Here is an 18,605-nt window from a genome sequence, read left to right as displayed (position 1 = left end):
ACCCCTTTTGCTATGGTGATATAAGGATCTCCTGAAAAGGGAGGTACAGATTGCCATGGTAAAAAACATGACATATGATGAACTGATTTTACGCATTATTATTTTACTGAGAGACGGAAAACGAAAAGAGTTTCAAAACGTTTTAGAGGAACTGCAGCCTTATGATATGGCGATTCTGTTTAAGGAAATGCCCGAAAAGCACCGCGGCCGGTATCTGTCTTTTTTAACGGTTGAAGACATTACCGATCTCATGGGCGAACTGGACAGAGAAGAGCAGCTTGTCGTTCTGAACAAGGTCGGCAAGGAAAAGGCGATCCATGTGATGAATAAAATGGACAACGACGACCTTGCCGCGCTCTTCGAGGAAATGGACTCAGAGCTGAAAGACCAGCTTCTTTCCAGTATGGAAGCGGAAGAATCTGAAGCGGTCCGCGTTCTGATGAACTACCCACCTGAAACAGCGGGAAGAATCATGACAAACCGCTATGTCTGGATTCCGCAGCATTACACGGTAAAAGAAGCGGTTGTCAAGCTGAAAAGCTTTGCGGAAATCGCGGAGTCGATCAACTATTTATACGTTATCAATGAACAAAAGCAGCTTGTCGGGGTTATCTCATACCGGGATCTCATTTTGGCAGAACCCGATGAGAAGGTTCAGGAATTAATGTTTACAAGGGTCATCTCGGCGGACGCTCTTCAAGATCAGGAAGAAGTCGCAAGGCTCATTGAGCGGTACGACTTTCTGGCGATTCCCGTTGTAGAAAAAAACCATGAGCTTGTCGGGATCGTAACGGTCGATGACATTATTGACATCGTCATCCAAGAAGCGAATGAAGACTACGAAAAATTTGCTGCATCAGGTAAAGCAATCACGTTTGATACAAAATCGTATGTCGCTGCATATCGACGTTTGCCGTGGCTGATCTTGCTTCTGTTCATCGGTTTGATCTCAGGCAGCATCATGAGCTATTTTGAAGACACACTGCAGCAGGTTGTCGCATTGGCCTTTTTTATGCCGATGATTGCAGGAATGACGGGTAACACCGGAACGCAGTCTCTCGCTGTCGTCATCAGAGGGCTGTCAAAAGAAGAACTCAATAAAAAAACGATTTTCCGCTTGATTTTCCGGGAGCTCAAGGCCGGCATTATTATCGGCGTTGTTTGTGCGGTCGTGATTACAGGAATCGCGATTGTATGGCAGGGGAATCTGCTGCTCGGATTTGTGGTAGGGACTTCGCTCTTTGCCACACTGATCATCGGAACGATGGCGGGAACGATCGTCCCGATCATCCTTCACAAGTGCAACGTCGACCCTGCGATTGCATCGGGTCCGCTGATCACAACTTTAAATGACATTTTGTCACTGCTGATCTACTTCGGTATTGCAACTGCATTCATTCATTCACTGTAAGACAGCAGCCCTCCTTTTTAGGAGGGTTTTTTGCTTGCCAGAATCCGTAAAAGCCTATATATTTTAGGCAGAGATCAGGGGGGATTGGTATGAGAAGATTTGCAGCTGTGCTGATTTGTTTAGCCGTTGCAATGGTTGCTGCCGGCTGTCAGAATGAAGATGAAGGAAAAGACAGGCGGCTCGTCGCAGTCGAGGGTATGCTTGAGGCGATATTGAACGATGATGTGTCAAAGATGAAGCGGTTGTACGTGGAGGGCGCAACCCCCTCTCCGGAAACAATCCTGGAAAACAAACAGAAATGGGGAATTTCCGGGCTTCGTGCTGATGATTTTCAAATTTCTGAAGCGAGCATCCATGTGTTTCATGCCGCTTACAAGATGGAAAATACCGGTCAGCCCGGAACGATCGCGTTTCGGATACGCAATGATCCAGATAAAGGCGTTATGATTGATTTCATCGGATACATAAAGGAAACGAAACAGCAGGAAAACAGGTGACGAATCATCCGGAGGGTATGATTCGTTTTTTTAGCGGTTTTTGTATTTAAAATGAGCGTTAAGCTGTCCTTCGAGCATTTTCTTTCTGAGCTGCTGGTCGTTTTTCAGTCTCTGTTCTTTTTTGCGCATATCTTTGAGGATTTCTGCCGTCTGAACACCGTCTTCCCGCTTGTTTGCGATTTCCATCAGCCGTTCGACGTCAGCAAAGGAATACTTGCGCGTGCCTCTTGAAGAGCGCTGCGGATAGATCAGCTTGCGTTCTTCGTAATAGCGGATCTGCCTGACCGACAAACCCGTCAGCTCGCTGACAATGCCAATAGAAATCACTTTTTTATCTTTATAAGAAAGATCTTCGACTGTCATTTTCCCACCCCTAAGATGACTTTTTTTGTATTATATAAGAAAACGCGCGAAAAAACCTGACGTTTGTTAGAAAATCTAACATTGTTGAAAAACTTTTAAAAAAATCGCGGAAGAAAAGTTTACAGGAACCATGCGAGGGGTAAAAGTGTTTTGTATACTGTAGGTACAGACTGATGAGGAGGAATCGTTGGATGAAGGAACACAAAGCCGTCACGCTCGCCAAAGAAATCGTTGCTTTAGACATTAAGAGAGACGAATTGCTCGAGACATTCATGAAGCTTGCCGGAAAGGATGCGTTTCCGCTGCTGAGGGCGGTGCAGAACGGCTTTTATCAAAAGTCCTCTTAAATCCGGAAGCGGGCGTGAAAGCAAACTTTACACAGCCTTAAAGCCTGGTTAATAAATAAGGTCTATTCTTATATTACAACACACGAAAATGAAAGGAGAAAATCATGAGCAGATTGTTAAAAAACGCTTTGGAAAAGGAAAGAAACCACTATTTAAAAAAACTGAACTCACTCGGTGAGTATAATCAGGATGTTTTGCAGAGGATGACGATTACGGAGCTCAGAAATGAATATTTTTATTTTTTCCGGAAAAATAAAGCCCGTTTTCAAAATCGGCCATTTTGAAAAAAACGGGCTTCTTTTTAATATCTTAAAAAAAATAAGCAGGAGTTTTCTTTCGGATAACGAAAATATATACATATAGAATATGGGAAAAGCATGACCCTTTCTTTTTCTATATTTGTAAGGGTTTTCATTTCCCGGGTGCATTTTAAGAAAATAGTATAAGAGGTAGATGATATGAGACTTTCGTTTAATGAGGAAGAAGTACACCGTGCTATGTCGCTGTACAAGGTTTTTGCCAGGGCTTTTAAAAGCGTTTCAGAACATAGTATTCGGGACAGCAAGGAACACGGCTTTAATCCTACAGAATTTGCTGTATTGGAGCTTTTGTATACGAGGGGAGCCCAAAAGCTGCAGCAAATCGGCTCGAGGCTGCTCCTTGTAAGCGGAAACGTAACCTATGTGATCGACAAATTGGAAAAAAACGGTTTCATCAAACGAGAGCAGGACCCGAAAGATAAACGGTCTGTCTATGCGAATTTGACAGAGAAGGGAAAGGCATATCTCGATGAGATTTATCCGATCCACTCCCTGAGAATTGCGCGGGCTTTTTCAGGCTTAACAAAAGAGGAACAGGAGCAGCTGATGGCCCTTCTGAAAAAAGCCGGAATCCACAGCCAGCACCTATTGTTTCGCTGAAAAAGTCAGTTTTCCGTACGGTCATTTTCTTTTAAGTGATCGAGAATAGCTTTGATCTGTTTGTCTTGGGGCTGTCTGAAGAAGCTTTCGAAAGGGCATCCGAGTTCCTTTGTGCGTTTGATGACAGCCTCCATCGTAAAATTTGAGGGTGCCAAGTCTGAATGGACTTCATCCCAAAACAGCGGTGCGGCCACTGTGCCAAGCTCATTGCCTCTTGTGGAATACGGGCAGATAATCGTTTTTCCCGGAGCGTGCTGCACATAGTCAATATAGAGTTTTCCGCCCCTGTTTTTAATCAGGCGTTCGGTTGTGAACAGATCGGGAAAAAGCGAGACACAATAAGAAGCCGCAAAGCTTGTGAAAAGGCGGGTTTCTTCATAAGTAAAGGCGTTTTTTGAAATCGGAATATAGATTTGTATCCCTTTATTTCCCGACAGCTTTGGAAAAGATAAGAGGCCGAGCTGATCAAATAAACGGTGAAGCTCTTTCGCGGCTCTGACGGCCAGCGGAAACGCCGACCTTGAAGGCGGATCGAGATCGAAAACGATTTCGGTCGGACGGGTCGTATCCGCTGTTTGAAAAGGGATATGGAACTCCAGCGCAAGCTGATTGGCAAGCCACAGCAGAACCGAATAATCGCTGCAGATGATATGCTCGTGCTCGTCATCCCGAATCGACGTGATAAATTCGGGTGCGTAGTCGGGCTTGTTTTTTTGAAAAAAAGATTCTCCGCCGGAACCGTGCGGATAACGGATAACGGTAAGCGCCCGATTGTCGAGAAACGGAAGCAGAAAATCGCCGATTTCATTCAGGTATCCGATGTAATCCGCTTTTGTTTTATTGCTTTTAGGAAAGATGACTTTATCAAGGCTTGTCAGCTGCAAATCGGGGTGGACGTTTCTTGAATGAAGCAGCAGGCGCTTGTAAGTACAATCTTCCCAAGCCATGTCAAATTCAAAAGAAACAAACGACACCTCGCGCAATGTCCCGTCATGAATCGTTAAATAATGGACCGTCATGCAAATCGACGGATCTATGGTATATTCGCCGGGCTTTGTTTCGGTTCCGTACTGCTTGACGATTGAAAGAATGGCGTTTCTTTCCTGTTCTCCAAGTCCGTGGGAAACCGAACCGACTTCTTTGATTTGACCGCGGTCATAGACGGCGATGGTCAAATAACGGTTTGCCATGTTGTAGCCTGTCATAAATACAGCTGCTTTTTTGTAGTTTTTGAGCTTGAGCCATTCGGCTGTTTTTTTACTTTCAGCCCAGCGGCTGTCTTTTTTCTTCGCGACAATTCCCTCGCCGTCAAACCTTTTAACAGCATGCCAAAGAGCATGGAAATCTGAAGTGTCAGGGATGTATTGAATTCGTGCGTAAGCCATCGGATCGGGAGCCATCGGCAAGCCGAGTTCTTTCATCAGGTCGGAAAGCATGCGTTTTCGTTCGGTATAGGGGAGCGGGGTTACACTTTCTCCTTTAAAGACCAGTAAATCAAAAGCGAGGTACTGACACGGTTTCTTCGCGGCAGCTTGTTCAATCGACTCGGTCTTTTTGCTTAACCCTCTTTTTTGGACGTATTCAAACCGGGAACGAAAACGGTTTGTCAACGACACAATTTCCCCGTCAATTGTGATCGGCAAGTGTTCTTTGAGATTTTCGATCATGCTTTTTGCAAACTCCGTAATTTCCGGAAATGTGTTTTCGAGCGGCTGCGCGTTTCTGCTGATGAGCGAAACGTCGCCGGCCGCGGAAATTTTTAAAAGCCCCCGATACCCGTCATACTTGGCTTCATATCGCCAATTGCCGCCTGAAGGAGCGGATGTGGTCAATACGGGCTGCATCGTGATTCCCATTTTTTATTTTGCCTCTGAAGCTTTTTTGCGCGACGTTTTTTTCTTTTTTTCCCCGGTTCCTTTTGCAACAGGCGCTTTTGCCGCTTCCCGGTCAGGCGCTTTTGTTCGTTCGATGCTGGCTTGGAGAGCGCTCACGAGATCGATGACATCTTCGCGCGGAGCGGCGGCCCCGGCATTTGGCGTGACACCCTCATGATGATCGATTTTCTCTTTGATTTTATCCATCAGCGCAAGTCTGTACGTATCTTCATATTGTTCAGGCGCAAATGTCGTCGTCAGCTCGTCTATTAGTGAAATCGCGGTTTGCAGCTCTTTTTCGTTGACCGCGGTTTCCTCCGGAACACCGGGTACGTGGGCCGCGTTTCGGACTTCATCAGGGTAGTGGATGGACTCCATTAAAATACAGTTTTCGTAGACGCGAAGAATGGCGAGCTGTTTTTTTGAGCGGATGGTCATATGGGCGATCCCGATCTTTTCTGTTTTTCTGAGCGCTTCGCGCAAAAGGGAGTACGCTTTTACACCGTTATCTCCCGGTCCGACGAAATATGAACGGTTGAAATAGATGGGGTCGATTTCCTTTAGCTGCACAAAATCAACAATTTCGACAGCCTTGTCTTCCTGCTCTTCTTTGAGCTGTTTCAGCTCATCGTCTGATAAGACGACGTATTTGCCTTTAACATATTCGTAGCCTTTGACGATGTCGTCGGGCGCGATTTCCTGATGGCAGTTTGTGCACTTTTTTTCATACTGAATCGGGGCGCGGCATTCTTTATGAAGCGACCTTAATTTAATATCCTTATCCTCTGTCGCTGCGAACAGTTTAATGGGGATATTGACAAGGCCGAAGCTGATTGAGCCTTTCCACATCGTATGCATCGGTTCGGTTCAACTCCTTTTCTTTTATTGATGCCTCTCTGCAGATTGTTTCATGAATAGCAACTTATGGATGACGCAGAGCGAAAAAAAGCATCCGGGCTTCGGTCCGGATGCTTGCGCCATACAGTGATTTGCTTGGAGAAAGCGCTTAGTTCGGCTCGGTTTCCTCCTGCAAAGACGGCCTGTTCTTTCTGGCGAGAGAAGTTGAGAAATATTGGTATCTGCTTTTGCTTTTGTGCTTCGCGGCGTACATGGCCATGTCGGCTTTTCTCATCAGCTCATCACCGTCTGTTCCATCGGCCGGAGAAACGGCGATTCCGATGCTGACCGATGTTTTGAGGCGGTGCTCTTTAATGTGAAAAGGCGTTTCAAACTGACTGATCAATTGCCTGGTCAGCTGATCTGTCCCTTGTAAAGGGGCGACAATGATAAATTCGTCACCGCCTAACCGGGCGATGAAGCCTTCATCAGGCACACAATGCGCCAAACGCTGTGCTGCCGCCACCAGCAGCAGATCACCGATGTCGTGGCCAAGGGCGTCATTAAACACTTTGAAACGGTTTAAATCCAAAAACAACACAGCCGTCCCCGTCTTCTGCCGCTCCAGAACATTTGCGAGATGGTCGACTGCATACCGTCTGTTTGGCAAATCTGTCAACGCGTCATAGTGAGCCATCCTGTGGATTTTGCGTTCTGCTTCACGCTGGTTTGTCATATCTTTGCAAATGACATAAATGCTGTCGAGCTGCTTTCTGACGTACACCGGTATCAGCGTCACATTTACATCAAAACGTTTTTCAGCTATTTCGATTTCCGTGTCGCGGTTGAGGGCCTGTTTTTCATTTTGGACCTGAAGAAACCAGTTGAGCAGTCTGTCATGATCCTCCTGTCGAAAAAACGAAGACAGGCGCTCAGGCTCAACTCCCATTTTTTCAAGAAGGCTGTATCCCGATGAATTGGCGGAAAGCATTTTGCCTTCAAGCGAAAACACGTAGATCGGATCAATGTTGTGGTTAATTAAGGACTGGAACCGTTCCTCATTATCTTTGATTTTCTCGATATGAAACAGCAGACGCTTGTCAGTGAAGGCGCCGAAAATCAAGAAGCATTGAAGCATCAGGCTGACAAGTACGATCATAATGCCCAGTTCAATTGCATCGATTCCTTCGCGGCCTGTATCACGGCCGTCAGTCATGAAAAGCGTAGCTGCTGCCATTCCTGTATAGTGCATGCCGGAAATGGCGCCGCCCATTAAAAGCGCGCTTCCGATTTTAATGAACAAGATTCGAAAGGAGCCGGTTTTTTTGGCGAATACCACTGACAGTTTTAAGGCAGCGAAGGAGGCGAAAATGGCGATTGCAAAAGAGGCGGCATAAAGAACGGGATGATAGACGATTGTCATATTCTCCATCGCCTCCATCCCGAGAAAATGCATGGATGCGATCGCACTTCCCATTGCAAGGGAGCCCGCCGCCAGTCTTGCATTCGTCGGTTCTTTTCCATTCACAACATAAAATGAAATGAGCGAGCCTGCGAAAGCGGCAACAATCGAAAGCAAGACGAATCTCAAATCGTATTTCATTTCTTCGGCTGTCTGAAATGACAGCATCCCGATAAAGTGCATAGACCAGATACCAAGCCCCATCGTGAGGGATCCGGCCAAAAGCCATCCGATATTTTTCCTGCCCTTTGTATGGACGACTCGTTCCGATAAATCAAGGGCTGTGTATGCTGCCAAAACCGCAGTGATATAGGATAAAAGAACGAACCATCCATTATATTCACCAAAAACTTCTGTCACTTTCTTCTCCGCCTTTTTGTACTATGATGAAAAATCTGAATTTCTATACTGTATTATGAAAGGCCAGACTGCCGTACTCTTAACCGTTGACATAAAAAAGCGGCAATAGCGCTACATCCGGTATAATTCGTGAATTATACTATATATAATGAAATTCGCCAATAAAAAATGATATCCTTCTGCTCTTTCTAAGGAGGACTTCCCATTTTGCTCTTCAATTTTCCTGAATTGTGTTAAAATCGTTTTTGTACGTTCTTTGGAACTTGAAATTATCAATCGTCAAAGGTTGTGGTCGATATCGAGGAGTTTATTTTATCATTGGCTGAGGCGTTTAAGAGCCTCTCGTATTTAGGGATTTTTCTGGCGCTGTGCATCGAATTCGTGCCGGCTGAAATCGTTCTGCCGCTTGCCGGCTACTGGGTGTATCAAGGCGATATGTTGCTGATCGGGGTCGTTGCCGCAGGTTCACTGGGCGGTGTCGCAGGTCCGCTGACGCTTTACTGGCTCGGGAGGTACGGGGGGCGGCCGTTTTTGGCGCGCTACGGCAAATACTTCTTCATTAAGCCTGAAGCGCTCGAAAAATCGGACAGGTTTTTTGAAAAGCACGGGGGGTTTGTCGCATTCAGCGGCCGGTTTATACCGGGCATCAGAACGCTGATTTCCATTCCATGCGGACTCGCTAGAATGAACGTGTGGGTGTTTTGTATTTATACATTCCTTGCGATCACGCCGATTACGTTCGTCTATGTCTATTTAGGCTTTTACCTCGGCGAAAACTGGAGCAAAGTCGGCAGCCTATTGGACGGATACCTTCTTCCGGTCGGCATCGGATTCATCGTTTTGTTCGTTCTTTACCTTTGGGTGAAAGGCAGGCGGAAGAAAGTCAAATCGCAAAGCGTTTCAACTTTTTTAAATAAAAATAAGGATTGACAGCCGGGCGCATATGAGGTTAATATTATCTTATAATTCAATATTTTCTTTTATCCCAAAGGGGAGTAGCGTCCGGATGTTAAAACCGGAAACAAAGTCGTCAGTTCATGGATGTTCATCCATCGGCTTTGTTGGCATGATTTAATCAATGATAACCATGTCTAGCAAGACCTTTGCCTAATGTTGGCAGAGGTCTTTTTTGTTTTCTGAAAATACCCTGCTGCATTAGCGGGAATAAGAGAAAGAGACAATCACTTAGGAGGAATTATAAAATGGATGCAGCATTATTACTTGAATATGGTTGGGTTCTTCTCATCCTAGTCGGGCTGGAAGGTATTTTGGCCGCGGACAATGCCCTCGTCATGGCGGTCATGGTTAAACACTTGCCTGAAAAAGACAGAAAAAAAGCGCTCTTCTACGGGTTGGCCGGCGCGTTTGTGATGAGGTTCGGCGCTTTGTTTGCGATCTCTTTTCTTGTCAACGTCTGGCAGGTGCAGGCGATCGGCGCCGTCTATCTGCTTTACATCTCCATTCACCATATTTTGAAAACCCATGTTTTCAAAAAGGACGAAAAGGTGAAAGAGTCGAAGCAAAGCGGTTTTTGGCCGACGGTTATCAAAGTTGAGCTGGCGGACATCGCGTTTGCCGTCGACTCGATTTTGGCGGCGGTTGCGCTGGCTGTCACACTTCCGGCAACGAACCTGCCGCAAATCGGCGGACTTGACGGCGGACAGTTCATGGTGATTTTAGCCGGTGGGATTATCGGACTGATTATTATGCGTTTTGCTGCAAGTCAATTTGTGAACTTGTTAAAGAAACGTCCGAGCCTGGAAACGGCTGCTTTTCTGATTGTCGGCTGGGTTGGTGTGAAACTGACGCTCTATACGCTCGCACACCCGCAAATCAACATCGTCTCTGAACATTTTATTCATTCAGGTACTTGGAAGTTCATCTTCTGGGCGGTGCTGATCGCTATTGCGCTCGGGGGATGGTTTATGACAAATCCGAACAAACACGAGAATAAAGCTGCAGAGGAGTAAACAGCTTTCGCCAGACTGCCGGTCTTTCACCGGCGGTCTTTTTTGTTTGCCCGCACTGGGAAGCACCAGGGATGATTGCCCTAGTCCAACCGAAATAAGATTTCATTTTATTAACAGGCGTGTTACAAAAACGGCGGGAAAACCCCCTTAATCGTCAAACAGATCACGAATTGTTCTAGGAGATCAAACAAATCATTGTCACAATTGAAAAATTAGAAATGAATACCGCGTTTTCTCCTTTGCGAATCCCTATCAAATTAGCTATCATTAATGAGTAGTATAGGGAGGAACTGAGGTGAAACCAGTGCTTAGCCTTTTGTTTAAGACAGGAAAAAAGAAACAACAATCATTAGAAGAGTCTGTAATAAGCATACAAAAAGGAAATCAGCAGTTGCAAAACGAGCTTATCCATCAGTATAAGCCTTTTGTGGCTAAAACGGTTTCATCCGTGTGCAAACGATATATTGATGAAAAAGATGATGAATTCAGCATCGGCTTGATTGCATTCAATGAAGCCATTGAAAAATATTCTTCTGATAAAGGAAATTCTCTGCTGGCATTTGCAGAGCTGATCATTAAGCGCAAAGTCATTGATTATATCAGAAAAGAAGCGAGAAATGCCCAGAATATCAATATGGACATGCAAGAAGGAGAAGAACAGGAATCCTCTCAAAGCATGATTGAAGCGGAGCTTTCCATTTATGAATTCAACCGCATGCTCGAACAGGAGCAGAGGCGGGAGGAGATTTTCCATTTTAAAGAAAGGCTTAAAAGTTTTGGCCTGTCTTTTTCCGATTTGCTGGAGCATTCGCCGAAACATACGGATGCAAGGCAAAACGCCATCAAAGTGGCATATACGCTAGTCGAACATGAAGAGTTAAAAAAGATCTTGTTTGAAAAAAAGCAGCTTCCCGTCAAACAGCTTGAAAAGCTGGTGGCTGTCAGCAGAAAAACCGTAGAGAGAAACCGCAAATATATCATTGCTATGGCGATCATTATAACGGGCGATTATGTTTACCTTAAAGATTATCTAAAAGGGGTGCTCAATTCATGAGAAGAGGAATTATTGTAGAAAAAAATAAAAAATTCGTCACATTGCTAACCCCTGACGGACAATTTTTAAAAGCAAAGAGCACAGAGGAAGATTATGAAATCGGTCAGGAAATTGCTTTTCCCGCGGAGACAAGAATGTCGAGGAAGCGTGCGGGCTTTTTTGATCTGCTTTCGCTCCGTCCGCTGAAAGCAGGCGTTTTTTCAATCGCGGCGATCATGCTGCTCGCTTTCATGATCATCCCTGATGTTTTAAACAATAAAGCATACGCCTATATGACGATCGATATCAATCCAAGCTTTGAATTGACACTCAACAAAAACTGTGAAGTTATCGATTTGGTGCCGCTGAACGAGGATGGGAAGGACTTAATGAGCAGTATAGAAAATTGGGAAAAGTCTGACTTTAAAGAAGTGATCAGTGAAATTGTCGAAGACAGCGATAAGAGCGGTTATGTCACCGAATCAAAAGAAGTGCTTATCGCCACCGTATATGAAAACAATAAAGATGATACATATAAGGCGACGGTAAAAAGCGAAATCGATCATGTAGCGAAAAAATACGAGCAGCAGAACTATAAGATGGAAGCGGTGGAATCAGACCTTGATACGCGTGCAAAAGCACAAAAAGAAGGCATCTCAACAGGCCGTTATATCCGTTCCCACAAAGATGAATTAGAAGACAAAAACAAAGATGATGACAATGAAAATAACAAAGATGATCAAAATCAGGAAGAAGATACAGGAGAAAAAGAGAAAGCTGTGAAAGAAGAAGATCAGCCGGAACAACATATGGATGATGAAGAATCAGACACGGAAGATCATCCGGACGGCGAAAAACCTTCAGATCAAGATCACTCTCAATCTGATCAAGAAATAGAAAAAGAAAAGGAGTCAAAATCCCCTAATACCGAAAACCCTCAAGAACATAACCATAATGACAAAGACGGTCAGCAGTCGGAGGAAGGAACGCAGAGAAGCGGTTCCGGCACAAATCAAGAGAGCCCTAAAACTCCTTATCAAAAGGAGAAAAAACCTTCTGACCAAACAAATCAACAAGAATATCCGCCGAGCGGGCCCGGCGAATAAACCATAGGGTATTTATTTGTCAGTATGCCCATTCATTTGAGCTTGTGCCTGCTGTACAAGTCGTTTTGTCATTTCCCCGCCTACAGACCCGTTTGAGCGAGCGACCGAGTCCGAGCCGAGCTGGACGCCGAACTCCTGGGCGATTTCATATTTGAACTGGTCTAAAACCTGCTCCGCCCCGGGAACGACGAGTTTATTCGTTCTTGCCATGATTCTCAACTCCTTTTTCAATTGGTACTGCTTGTTTAGTTTGAAATGGACTGAGGCTTTTTATGCTGGCAATTGTTGAAGGTGTAAAAAAACGCCTGGCTCAATAGCCAGGCGCACCGGTCAGCGGCGATTACTTCATACCATATTTTAAGAAGACGCTGTCAATCATGGAATGGGCGGTCGCCTGTATGTGCGAAGCGATAACGGATAGCACAGTGACAGCGGTGATATCTCTCGCTTTGTTCCATTCGGGATCGGCCAGATCTTGATAAAAACCGCGGAGCTGTCCAGTCTGCTCGATGACGATTTTTTCGAGCGCCGATTCATTCAGCGTATAGTCTTTGATCCGGTACACATAATCGAGAACCCGCGCATACCCTTCATAAAAGCGCAGCGGACTCACCACATCATCTGAGCGGTCTGTAATCGTATTAAAAACCGTTGTTAAGATTGGACGGATCGTTTCGAAGTCATAAACCGATTTTAAGTCTCGTACAATGAGAAGGATGACGGCTTGGTCGATGGAATATTTTTTGCCGAGTTCCGGATGTCCCATCAGATCTTTTATATCGCGTTTGATCCAGTTTTGGATGGCTGTCGATTTTAAGGATGTCAGTTCGCACAAATTTCCAAGTTCAACAATTTCATTTGTGGAAAGCCCGTGTTCCGTTTTTGGCTTTTTTCGTTCGTACCGGACAATGAATTCGGGGATGTCCAAATTGTCTTCCGGCTCATCGAGCGCCAAATCGGCCGATCTCAAAAGAATCGCAAGCGGACTGACATCCAGCTGCCCTTTTAAAGCGTACATCAGTTTGGCCATTTCCAGGCGAGTCAGTTTAAAAGGTTTCATCATTCCACCTCATTATGTATTAAAATGAAATAGCAAACAATATAAACATTATCTTACGTCTTATCGCTTGCATTTTCAATTCTATGCCGTATAATTTTATTATACGAGTTCATTTGATCTTATTATAACATGGAGGTAATCATGGGAAAAAGAATCTTTCTCTTTCTTTTATCGAACATTTTAGTTATTACGACGATCGGTATTGTGCTGTCCATTATCGGTTCGCTGACAGGCGTAGGCACGTATTTCACGGCTGGCGGCGGCATCGATATTGTTGCGCTTCTCGTATTCAGTGCGGTTGTCGGCTTTGTCGGCTCCTTTATGTCGCTTTTGATGTCAAGATGGATGGCGAAAATGGCTATGGGCGTTCAGGTGCTGAATCCTGATAAGCAAACGCTCAGCTACGAAGAGCAGCAGCTCGTTGACCGGGTATATAAGCTGTCCCGCGCCGCCGGACTGACAAAGATGCCGGAAGTCGGCATCTACAATTCACGCGAAGTGAATGCCTTTGCGACAGGGCCGTCCAAAAACCGCTCGCTTGTCGCTGTATCGACGGGTCTTCTTCAGGAAATGGATGACGACGCAGTGGAAGGCGTTCTTGCTCACGAAGTCGCGCATATCGCAAACGGCGATATGGTGACAATGACGCTCCTTCAGGGAATCGTCAACACGTTTGTTGTTTTCTTCGCCCGGATTGCGGCATGGGCTGTTTCACGCGTTGTCCGTGAAGAGCTGGCGCCGATCGTTCACTTTATCGCGGTCATCGTATTCCAAATCGTGTTTTCCATTCTCGGAAGCCTTGTCGTGTTTGCGTACTCCCGCCACCGCGAATATCATGCGGATAGAGGAGGAGCGGACCTTGCAGGCAAGGATAAGATGATTCATGCGCTCCGCTCGCTTGAGCAGTACACTTCAAGAGTCAAAGAAGAGCAGGCATCTGTTGCCACTTTGAAAATCAACGGGAAAAAGCACACATCGCTTTTCTCAACACACCCTGATTTAAGCGACAGAATCCGCCGTCTGGAAGCAAAATAATCAATATGCAAACCCCCTTTTTCAAGGGGGTTTGCTTTTTAAATTTAAAAATCGAAAATCGGCTGTACATAAGAGCATGTTTCCTTTAAAATGGAACACGTTATACACAAGAAGCGCAACTTTTGAATATTGAAAAGAAGGAACGATTATGAAGGTTTTATTGAAAAAACTACTGCGCGTGCTGTCTCCTGTACAGCTGATCGCGCTCTATTATTTTTTGGCGGTGACGGTTTCCGTTATATTATTAAGTCTGCCCGTTGCACACAAGAATGATGTGGAATGGTCATTTATCGATGCCCTTTTTACTGCGGTGAGCGCAGTGAGCGTAACCGGTTTGACGGTTGTTGATACAGCTGATACATTCAGCACGGCCGGAATATGGATTTTGGCGTTTGTTCTGCAGTTTGGCGGGATCGGTGTGATGGCGCTCGGAACATTCGTCTGGCTGATTTTCGGCAAGCGGATCGGTTTGAAAGAGCGCCGGCTGATTATGACCGATCAAAATCAATCCAACTTATCGGGCCTTGTCAAGCTGATGAAGCACGTGCTCGGCTTGATCCTGCTGATCGAGCTGTTTGGCGGGCTGATTCTCGGAACTTATTTCTTAAAGTACTTTGAGACACCTGGAGAAGCCTTTATGCACGGATTTTTTACAAGCATCAGTGCAACGACCAACGGAGGTTTCGACATTACAGGCAACTCGCTGATTCCGTTTCAGCATGATTATTTCGTTCAGTTTATCGTGATTATGCTGATCATTCTTGGAGCGATCGGCTTTCCGGTCCTCATCGAGGTAAAGGATTTCCTGCTCAGCAAAGAACGGAAATTCTCTTTCAGCCTGTTTACCAAATTGACATCAGTCACTTTTTTCCTTTTAGTGATTGGAGGTGCGATCGGCATATTTGCCATGGAAGCGCGCTTTGCTTTTTCAGGGAAATCGTGGCACGAGGTATTATTCTTTTCGCTGTTCCAGTCGACGACGACCAGGAGCGGCGGACTCGCGACGATCGACATCAGCCAATTCACACACACGACTGTTTTATTCATGTGCATGCTCATGTTTATCGGCGCTTCGCCAAGCTCTGTCGGAGGGGGCATCCGGACAACGACCTTTGCTTTAAACCTGTTGGCGCTGTTCCACTTCGCGAGGGGAAATAAATCGGTGAAGGTTTTCAAACGTGAGCTGCACCAGGCGGATTTAATGAAATCATTGATTGTGACGCTGATGGCGGTTATTCTCGTTTTCGGCTCGACACTTGTTTTGACAGTAACGGAAGAGCATTCTTTGCTTGAACTGCTGTTTGAAGTGTGTTCCGCCTTCGGTACGACCGGCTTGTCGATGGGCATTACTTCAGATTTGAGCACGATCGGCAAAAGTGTCATCATCCTTCTGATGTTCATCGGCCGAATCGGCATTGTCACGTTGCTTTATTTATTCGGCAGAAAAGAAATCGAAGCGAACTACCATTATCCAAAGGAAAGAATAATTATCGGATAAGAAAGACAGTTTAGTTAAACTGTCTTTTTTTATGATCATAAAGTCGGTCGCTGTATTTATTTGTATGATATAATGCTTAAATGGCGGATTGAAAAAAAGGGGGAAGCAACGATGAAAATGAGAGTCATCCATTTGTTTATAGCCGCCGGATTTCTATTGCTCGCCGGAGCCTGTTCTAACGAGCCGACAGCAAAAGAAAGCATGGATCAATATGTAAACAAATGGAACGATCAAAAATTTGAAGAAATGTATGAACAGCTGTCGGCTGAAGCGCAAAAATCGATTTCAAAAGACGATTTCATCAAGCGCAATCAATCCATTTATGAACAGATCGGAGTTTCCGATTTGAAGGTTTCAGCCGTCGATAACGATGAAGATGAAAAAAATAAAGAGAAAAAAGATGCAGTGACAATACCGTATAAAGTCAGCATGAATACATTGGCCGGCCCCGTTTCTTTTGAAGGGAAGGCAAAGCTTGTCAAAGAAAAAAAAGACGGTGACACGTCATGGAAAGTCAACTGGAACCCATCCTTTATTTTTTCACAGCTGAAGGAAGGGGAGACCATCCGGATTACCGCCAAGGAACCAGCGAGAGGCATCATTTATGACAGAAACGGAAAGAAACTCGCTACGAATGCGACAGTGCCTGAAATCGGCGTCGTTCCGGGGCAGCTCGGAGATGATAAAGATGGTGTCATCAAAAAGCTCGCGAACATGCTTGACATGGAAAAAGAAGACATCGAAAAACAGCTGTCCGCAAGCTGGGTGACGGACGAATCATTCGTTCCCTTGAAAAAAGTGAAGCCTGGTAGCACAGAGCTTCTTAAAAAAGCGACCTCTCTTCCCGGGGTTTTGAAACAAGACACGCAATCAAGATACTATCCTTACGGTGAAAAAGCCGCACATCTTACCGGTTACATACGGCCGATTACTGAAGAGGAATTAAAGCAGAATAAAGAAGGCTACAGCGAGCATTCACTGCTCGGAATCGTCGGTCTCGAACACATTTATGAAAAAGAACTCAGAGGAGAAATCGGCTGGACGATTTCGATTCCTGAATCAAACGCGACGGTTGCCTCAAAGGATGCAAAAGACGGAAAAGACATCCATACCACGATCGATATCAACAAACAGGAAGAACTGTACAACCAGTTAAAAGATGACTCCGGTGCTGCCGTTGCGTTAGAGCCGCAGACTGGAGAAACGTTGGCGCTTGTCAGCGCGCCTTCATACGATCCGAACGGGTTTTTGTTTGGCTGGAAAAAAGGAGAATGGGAAAAACTCAACAAAGATGCGTCTGCGCCATTCACCTCTAAATTTAATAAAACCTATGCTCCGGGTTCAACGATCAAACCAATCACGGCTTCAATCGGTCTGAAAAATGACGCGATCAAAGCGGATGAACCTAAGAAGATCGAAGGGAAGGAATGGCAGAAAGATTCGTCATGGGGCGGATATAAAGTCACACGGGTTTCCGATCGATTAAGCGATGTCAACCTGGAAAACGCGCTGATCACTTCCGACAACATTTATTTCGCGCAGACCGCCCTTGACACAGGGAAGGATCAATTTGTCGAAGGCCTGAAATCATTCGGCTTCGAGGAAAAACTTGATTATGAATTCCCGACGAAGTCTTCCTCCATATCAAACGAAGGAATCGACTCGGATATTCTCCTTGCCGATTCAGGATACGGACAGGGGCAAATGCTGATGTCGCCGATACACCTCGCGGCAAGCTATACGCCTTTCTTGAACGATGGTAATCTGATCAAGCCGCACCTGATCAAAAAGGACGGCGAAGAGAAAGAAATATGGCATAAAAACGTACTGCCCACAGGCGGAGCAGAAGCGATTACAAAAGGATTGAAAGGCGTTGTAGAAGACCCTCGCGGCTCGGCTTACAAGCCGGTTGTCAAAGGGCTCACGATCGCAGGGAAAACGGGAACGGCCGAGCTGAAAACGAAGAAAGACGAAAAAGGTAAAGAAAACGGCTGGTTCACCGCTTATGATTACAAAAACAAAAACCTTTTAATCACGATGATGATCGAGGATGTGTCAGATCGCGGCGGCAGCTCATATGTCGTCAATAAAGTGAAAAAAGTGTTTAAATAAGCACCCTTCAGGGTGCTTATTTTTTTGCCGAAAACTGGATGTGTGGAATGTACGGAAACGGAAAGGATATGGATGAAACGACAAAAGAAAGGAATGTCATCATGAAAAGAAAAGTTGCCAGAAATGAAGCGGCTCTTAACAATAAAACGCCTGCTGAAAGCATGCATGATCATCAATACATGACCCAATATGATGCCGAAAACGGAGACAGGGGCGCCAACCGCAACTCGAAACAAGGGAAGCAGGGAGAATCGCGCCAATGAAAAAACATCAAAAAAGCAAGGATATGCAAAACCATAAAAAACCGATGAATCCAGATGTGCTTCAAGAGGAATTTTCAAACGAACTGGGCGATGTCAACGCCTTTAAATTGATTGATGTGATCGAGAACAATAAAAAGAAGAACAAAAAGGCGGACGGACAGCAGCGGGATAAAGAATAAAACTGCGGATCAAACGAGAAAGGTGCAAATCGGAAACGATTTGCACCTTCCAGCGTGTCGCCAAACCCTCGCATTCGTTGTCAGGCCTGTGCGTCGGTGCTCACGAATTCTAACATTCGCTCCGCTCCGATGCTCGGCCTTCCTAGACTGCAAGGGTTTTCAATCACGCTGATGGGATGAAAAAATCGCAAAACAAAAAAGCTGTTTTGCGATTTTTTCAACAATCTGAAAGGTCCAAATCGGAAACGATTTGGACCTTCATTTATTTTAAATAAGGG

The 18,605-nt window shown here is 45.2% G+C and carries 20 protein-coding genes; 14 read left to right on the top strand and 6 right to left on the bottom strand.

What is annotated here, in order from left to right:
* Window positions 1–55 precede the first annotated feature (55 nt).
* A complete protein-coding gene (gene mgtE, locus ACH97_RS14580) occupies window positions 56–1,411 on the top strand; it encodes a magnesium transporter (RefSeq protein WP_020451112.1) in 1,356 nt (451 codons plus the stop codon).
* 89 nt (window positions 1,412–1,500) lie between these two features.
* Entirely contained in the window at window positions 1,501–1,908 is a 408-nt protein-coding gene (locus ACH97_RS14575) for a hypothetical protein (protein WP_020451113.1), read from the top strand.
* Window positions 1,909–1,938: 30 nt separating this feature from the next.
* On the opposite strand, the gene ACH97_RS14570 is transcribed toward ACH97_RS14575, so the two are convergent.
* Window positions 1,939–2,271, bottom strand: a complete 333-nt coding sequence (locus ACH97_RS14570; RefSeq protein WP_020451114.1) for a MerR family transcriptional regulator — start codon at window positions 2,269–2,271, stop codon at window positions 1,939–1,941.
* A gap of 191 nt (window positions 2,272–2,462) precedes the next feature.
* On the opposite strand from ACH97_RS14570, the gene ACH97_RS23470 reads away from it, so the two are divergent.
* The 3 genes from ACH97_RS23470 (at window position 2,463) to ACH97_RS14560 (ending at window position 3,538) form a co-directional block, all read left to right on the top strand.
* Window positions 2,463–2,618 (top strand): hypothetical protein, encoded by a 156-nt coding sequence (locus ACH97_RS23470; RefSeq protein ID WP_095323572.1) that lies wholly within the window; start codon window positions 2,463–2,465, stop codon window positions 2,616–2,618.
* Between the two features lie 104 nt (window positions 2,619–2,722).
* A complete protein-coding gene (locus ACH97_RS14565) occupies window positions 2,723–2,902 on the top strand; it encodes a hypothetical protein (RefSeq protein WP_025812004.1) in 180 nt (59 codons plus the stop codon).
* Window positions 2,903–3,076: 174 nt separating this feature from the next.
* Window positions 3,077–3,538 carry a MarR family winged helix-turn-helix transcriptional regulator gene (locus tag ACH97_RS14560; RefSeq protein WP_020451117.1) on the top strand — a complete coding sequence of 154 codons (462 nt, stop codon included), beginning with the start codon at window positions 3,077–3,079 and terminating at the stop codon, window positions 3,536–3,538.
* A gap of 5 nt (window positions 3,539–3,543) precedes the next feature.
* Here the strand turns inward: ACH97_RS14560 and ACH97_RS14555 are convergent, their stop codons facing one another.
* From ACH97_RS14555 to ACH97_RS14545, 3 genes are all read right to left on the bottom strand, one after another.
* Window positions 3,544–5,394 (bottom strand): DNA ligase D, encoded by a 1,851-nt coding sequence (locus ACH97_RS14555; protein ID WP_025812000.1) that lies wholly within the window; start codon window positions 5,392–5,394, stop codon window positions 3,544–3,546.
* Window positions 5,395–5,397: 3 nt separating this feature from the next.
* A complete protein-coding gene (ku, locus tag ACH97_RS14550; protein ID WP_020451119.1) occupies window positions 5,398–6,270 on the bottom strand; it encodes a non-homologous end joining protein Ku in 873 nt (290 codons plus the stop codon).
* Between the two features lie 148 nt (window positions 6,271–6,418).
* A complete protein-coding gene (locus ACH97_RS14545) occupies window positions 6,419–8,071 on the bottom strand; it encodes a diguanylate cyclase domain-containing protein (RefSeq protein WP_048350420.1) in 1,653 nt (550 codons plus the stop codon).
* Between the two features lie 288 nt (window positions 8,072–8,359).
* On the opposite strand from ACH97_RS14545, the gene ACH97_RS14540 reads away from it, so the two are divergent.
* The 4 genes from ACH97_RS14540 (at window position 8,360) to ACH97_RS14525 (ending at window position 12,180) form a co-directional block, all read left to right on the top strand.
* Window positions 8,360–9,001, top strand: coding sequence for a DedA family protein (locus ACH97_RS14540; RefSeq protein ID WP_041817192.1), 642 nt, complete (start codon window positions 8,360–8,362; stop codon window positions 8,999–9,001).
* A 272-nt stretch (window positions 9,002–9,273) separates the two neighbouring features.
* Window positions 9,274–10,041: a TerC family protein gene (locus ACH97_RS14535; RefSeq protein ID WP_020451122.1), complete on the top strand. Its 768-nt coding sequence runs from the start codon at window positions 9,274–9,276 to the stop codon at window positions 10,039–10,041.
* A 295-nt stretch (window positions 10,042–10,336) separates the two neighbouring features.
* Window positions 10,337–11,095 (top strand): RNA polymerase sigma factor SigI, encoded by a 759-nt coding sequence (sigI, locus tag ACH97_RS14530; RefSeq protein ID WP_020451123.1) that lies wholly within the window; start codon window positions 10,337–10,339, stop codon window positions 11,093–11,095.
* Window positions 11,092–12,180 (top strand): anti-sigma factor domain-containing protein, encoded by a 1,089-nt coding sequence (locus ACH97_RS14525; RefSeq protein ID WP_020451124.1) that lies wholly within the window; start codon window positions 11,092–11,094, stop codon window positions 12,178–12,180. The genes sigI and ACH97_RS14525 overlap by 4 nt, the downstream gene beginning before the upstream one ends.
* 12 nt (window positions 12,181–12,192) lie before the next feature.
* Here ACH97_RS14525 and ACH97_RS14520 read toward each other — a convergent pair whose 3' ends face one another.
* Both ACH97_RS14520 and ACH97_RS14515 read right to left on the bottom strand, forming a co-directional pair.
* Window positions 12,193–12,390 carry an alpha/beta-type small acid-soluble spore protein gene (locus tag ACH97_RS14520; RefSeq protein WP_020451125.1) on the bottom strand — a complete coding sequence of 66 codons (198 nt, stop codon included), beginning with the start codon at window positions 12,388–12,390 and terminating at the stop codon, window positions 12,193–12,195.
* A 130-nt stretch (window positions 12,391–12,520) separates the two neighbouring features.
* Complete coding sequence (locus tag ACH97_RS14515; protein ID WP_020451126.1) at window positions 12,521–13,240, bottom strand: DUF1836 domain-containing protein; 720 nt, start codon at window positions 13,238–13,240, stop codon at window positions 12,521–12,523.
* Between the two features lie 141 nt (window positions 13,241–13,381).
* Between ACH97_RS14515 and htpX the strand changes: the two genes are divergently transcribed.
* From htpX to ACH97_RS14490, 5 genes are all read left to right on the top strand, one after another.
* Window positions 13,382–14,275, top strand: a complete 894-nt coding sequence (gene htpX / locus ACH97_RS14510) for a protease HtpX (RefSeq protein WP_020451127.1) — start codon at window positions 13,382–13,384, stop codon at window positions 14,273–14,275.
* Window positions 14,276–14,423: 148 nt separating this feature from the next.
* Entirely contained in the window at window positions 14,424–15,773 is a 1,350-nt protein-coding gene (locus tag ACH97_RS14505; protein WP_026579814.1) for a TrkH family potassium uptake protein, read from the top strand.
* A gap of 111 nt (window positions 15,774–15,884) precedes the next feature.
* Window positions 15,885–17,885, top strand: coding sequence for a penicillin-binding transpeptidase domain-containing protein (locus ACH97_RS14500; RefSeq protein WP_020451129.1), 2,001 nt, complete (start codon window positions 15,885–15,887; stop codon window positions 17,883–17,885).
* A 47-nt stretch (window positions 17,886–17,932) separates the two neighbouring features.
* Complete coding sequence (locus tag ACH97_RS14495) at window positions 17,933–18,148, top strand: hypothetical protein (RefSeq protein WP_023856450.1); 216 nt, start codon at window positions 17,933–17,935, stop codon at window positions 18,146–18,148.
* Window positions 18,145–18,327: a hypothetical protein gene (locus ACH97_RS14490; protein WP_048350421.1), complete on the top strand. Its 183-nt coding sequence runs from the start codon at window positions 18,145–18,147 to the stop codon at window positions 18,325–18,327. The genes ACH97_RS14495 and ACH97_RS14490 overlap by 4 nt, the downstream gene beginning before the upstream one ends.
* The last annotated feature ends 278 nt before the right edge of the window (window positions 18,328–18,605 follow it).

It is taken from the genome of Bacillus paralicheniformis, assembly GCF_001042485.2.
Classification (GTDB): domain Bacteria; phylum Bacillota; class Bacilli; order Bacillales; family Bacillaceae; genus Bacillus; species Bacillus paralicheniformis.
Note: the sequence above shows the minus strand (reverse complement) of the source record. Positions and strands in the feature narration are given on the sequence as shown.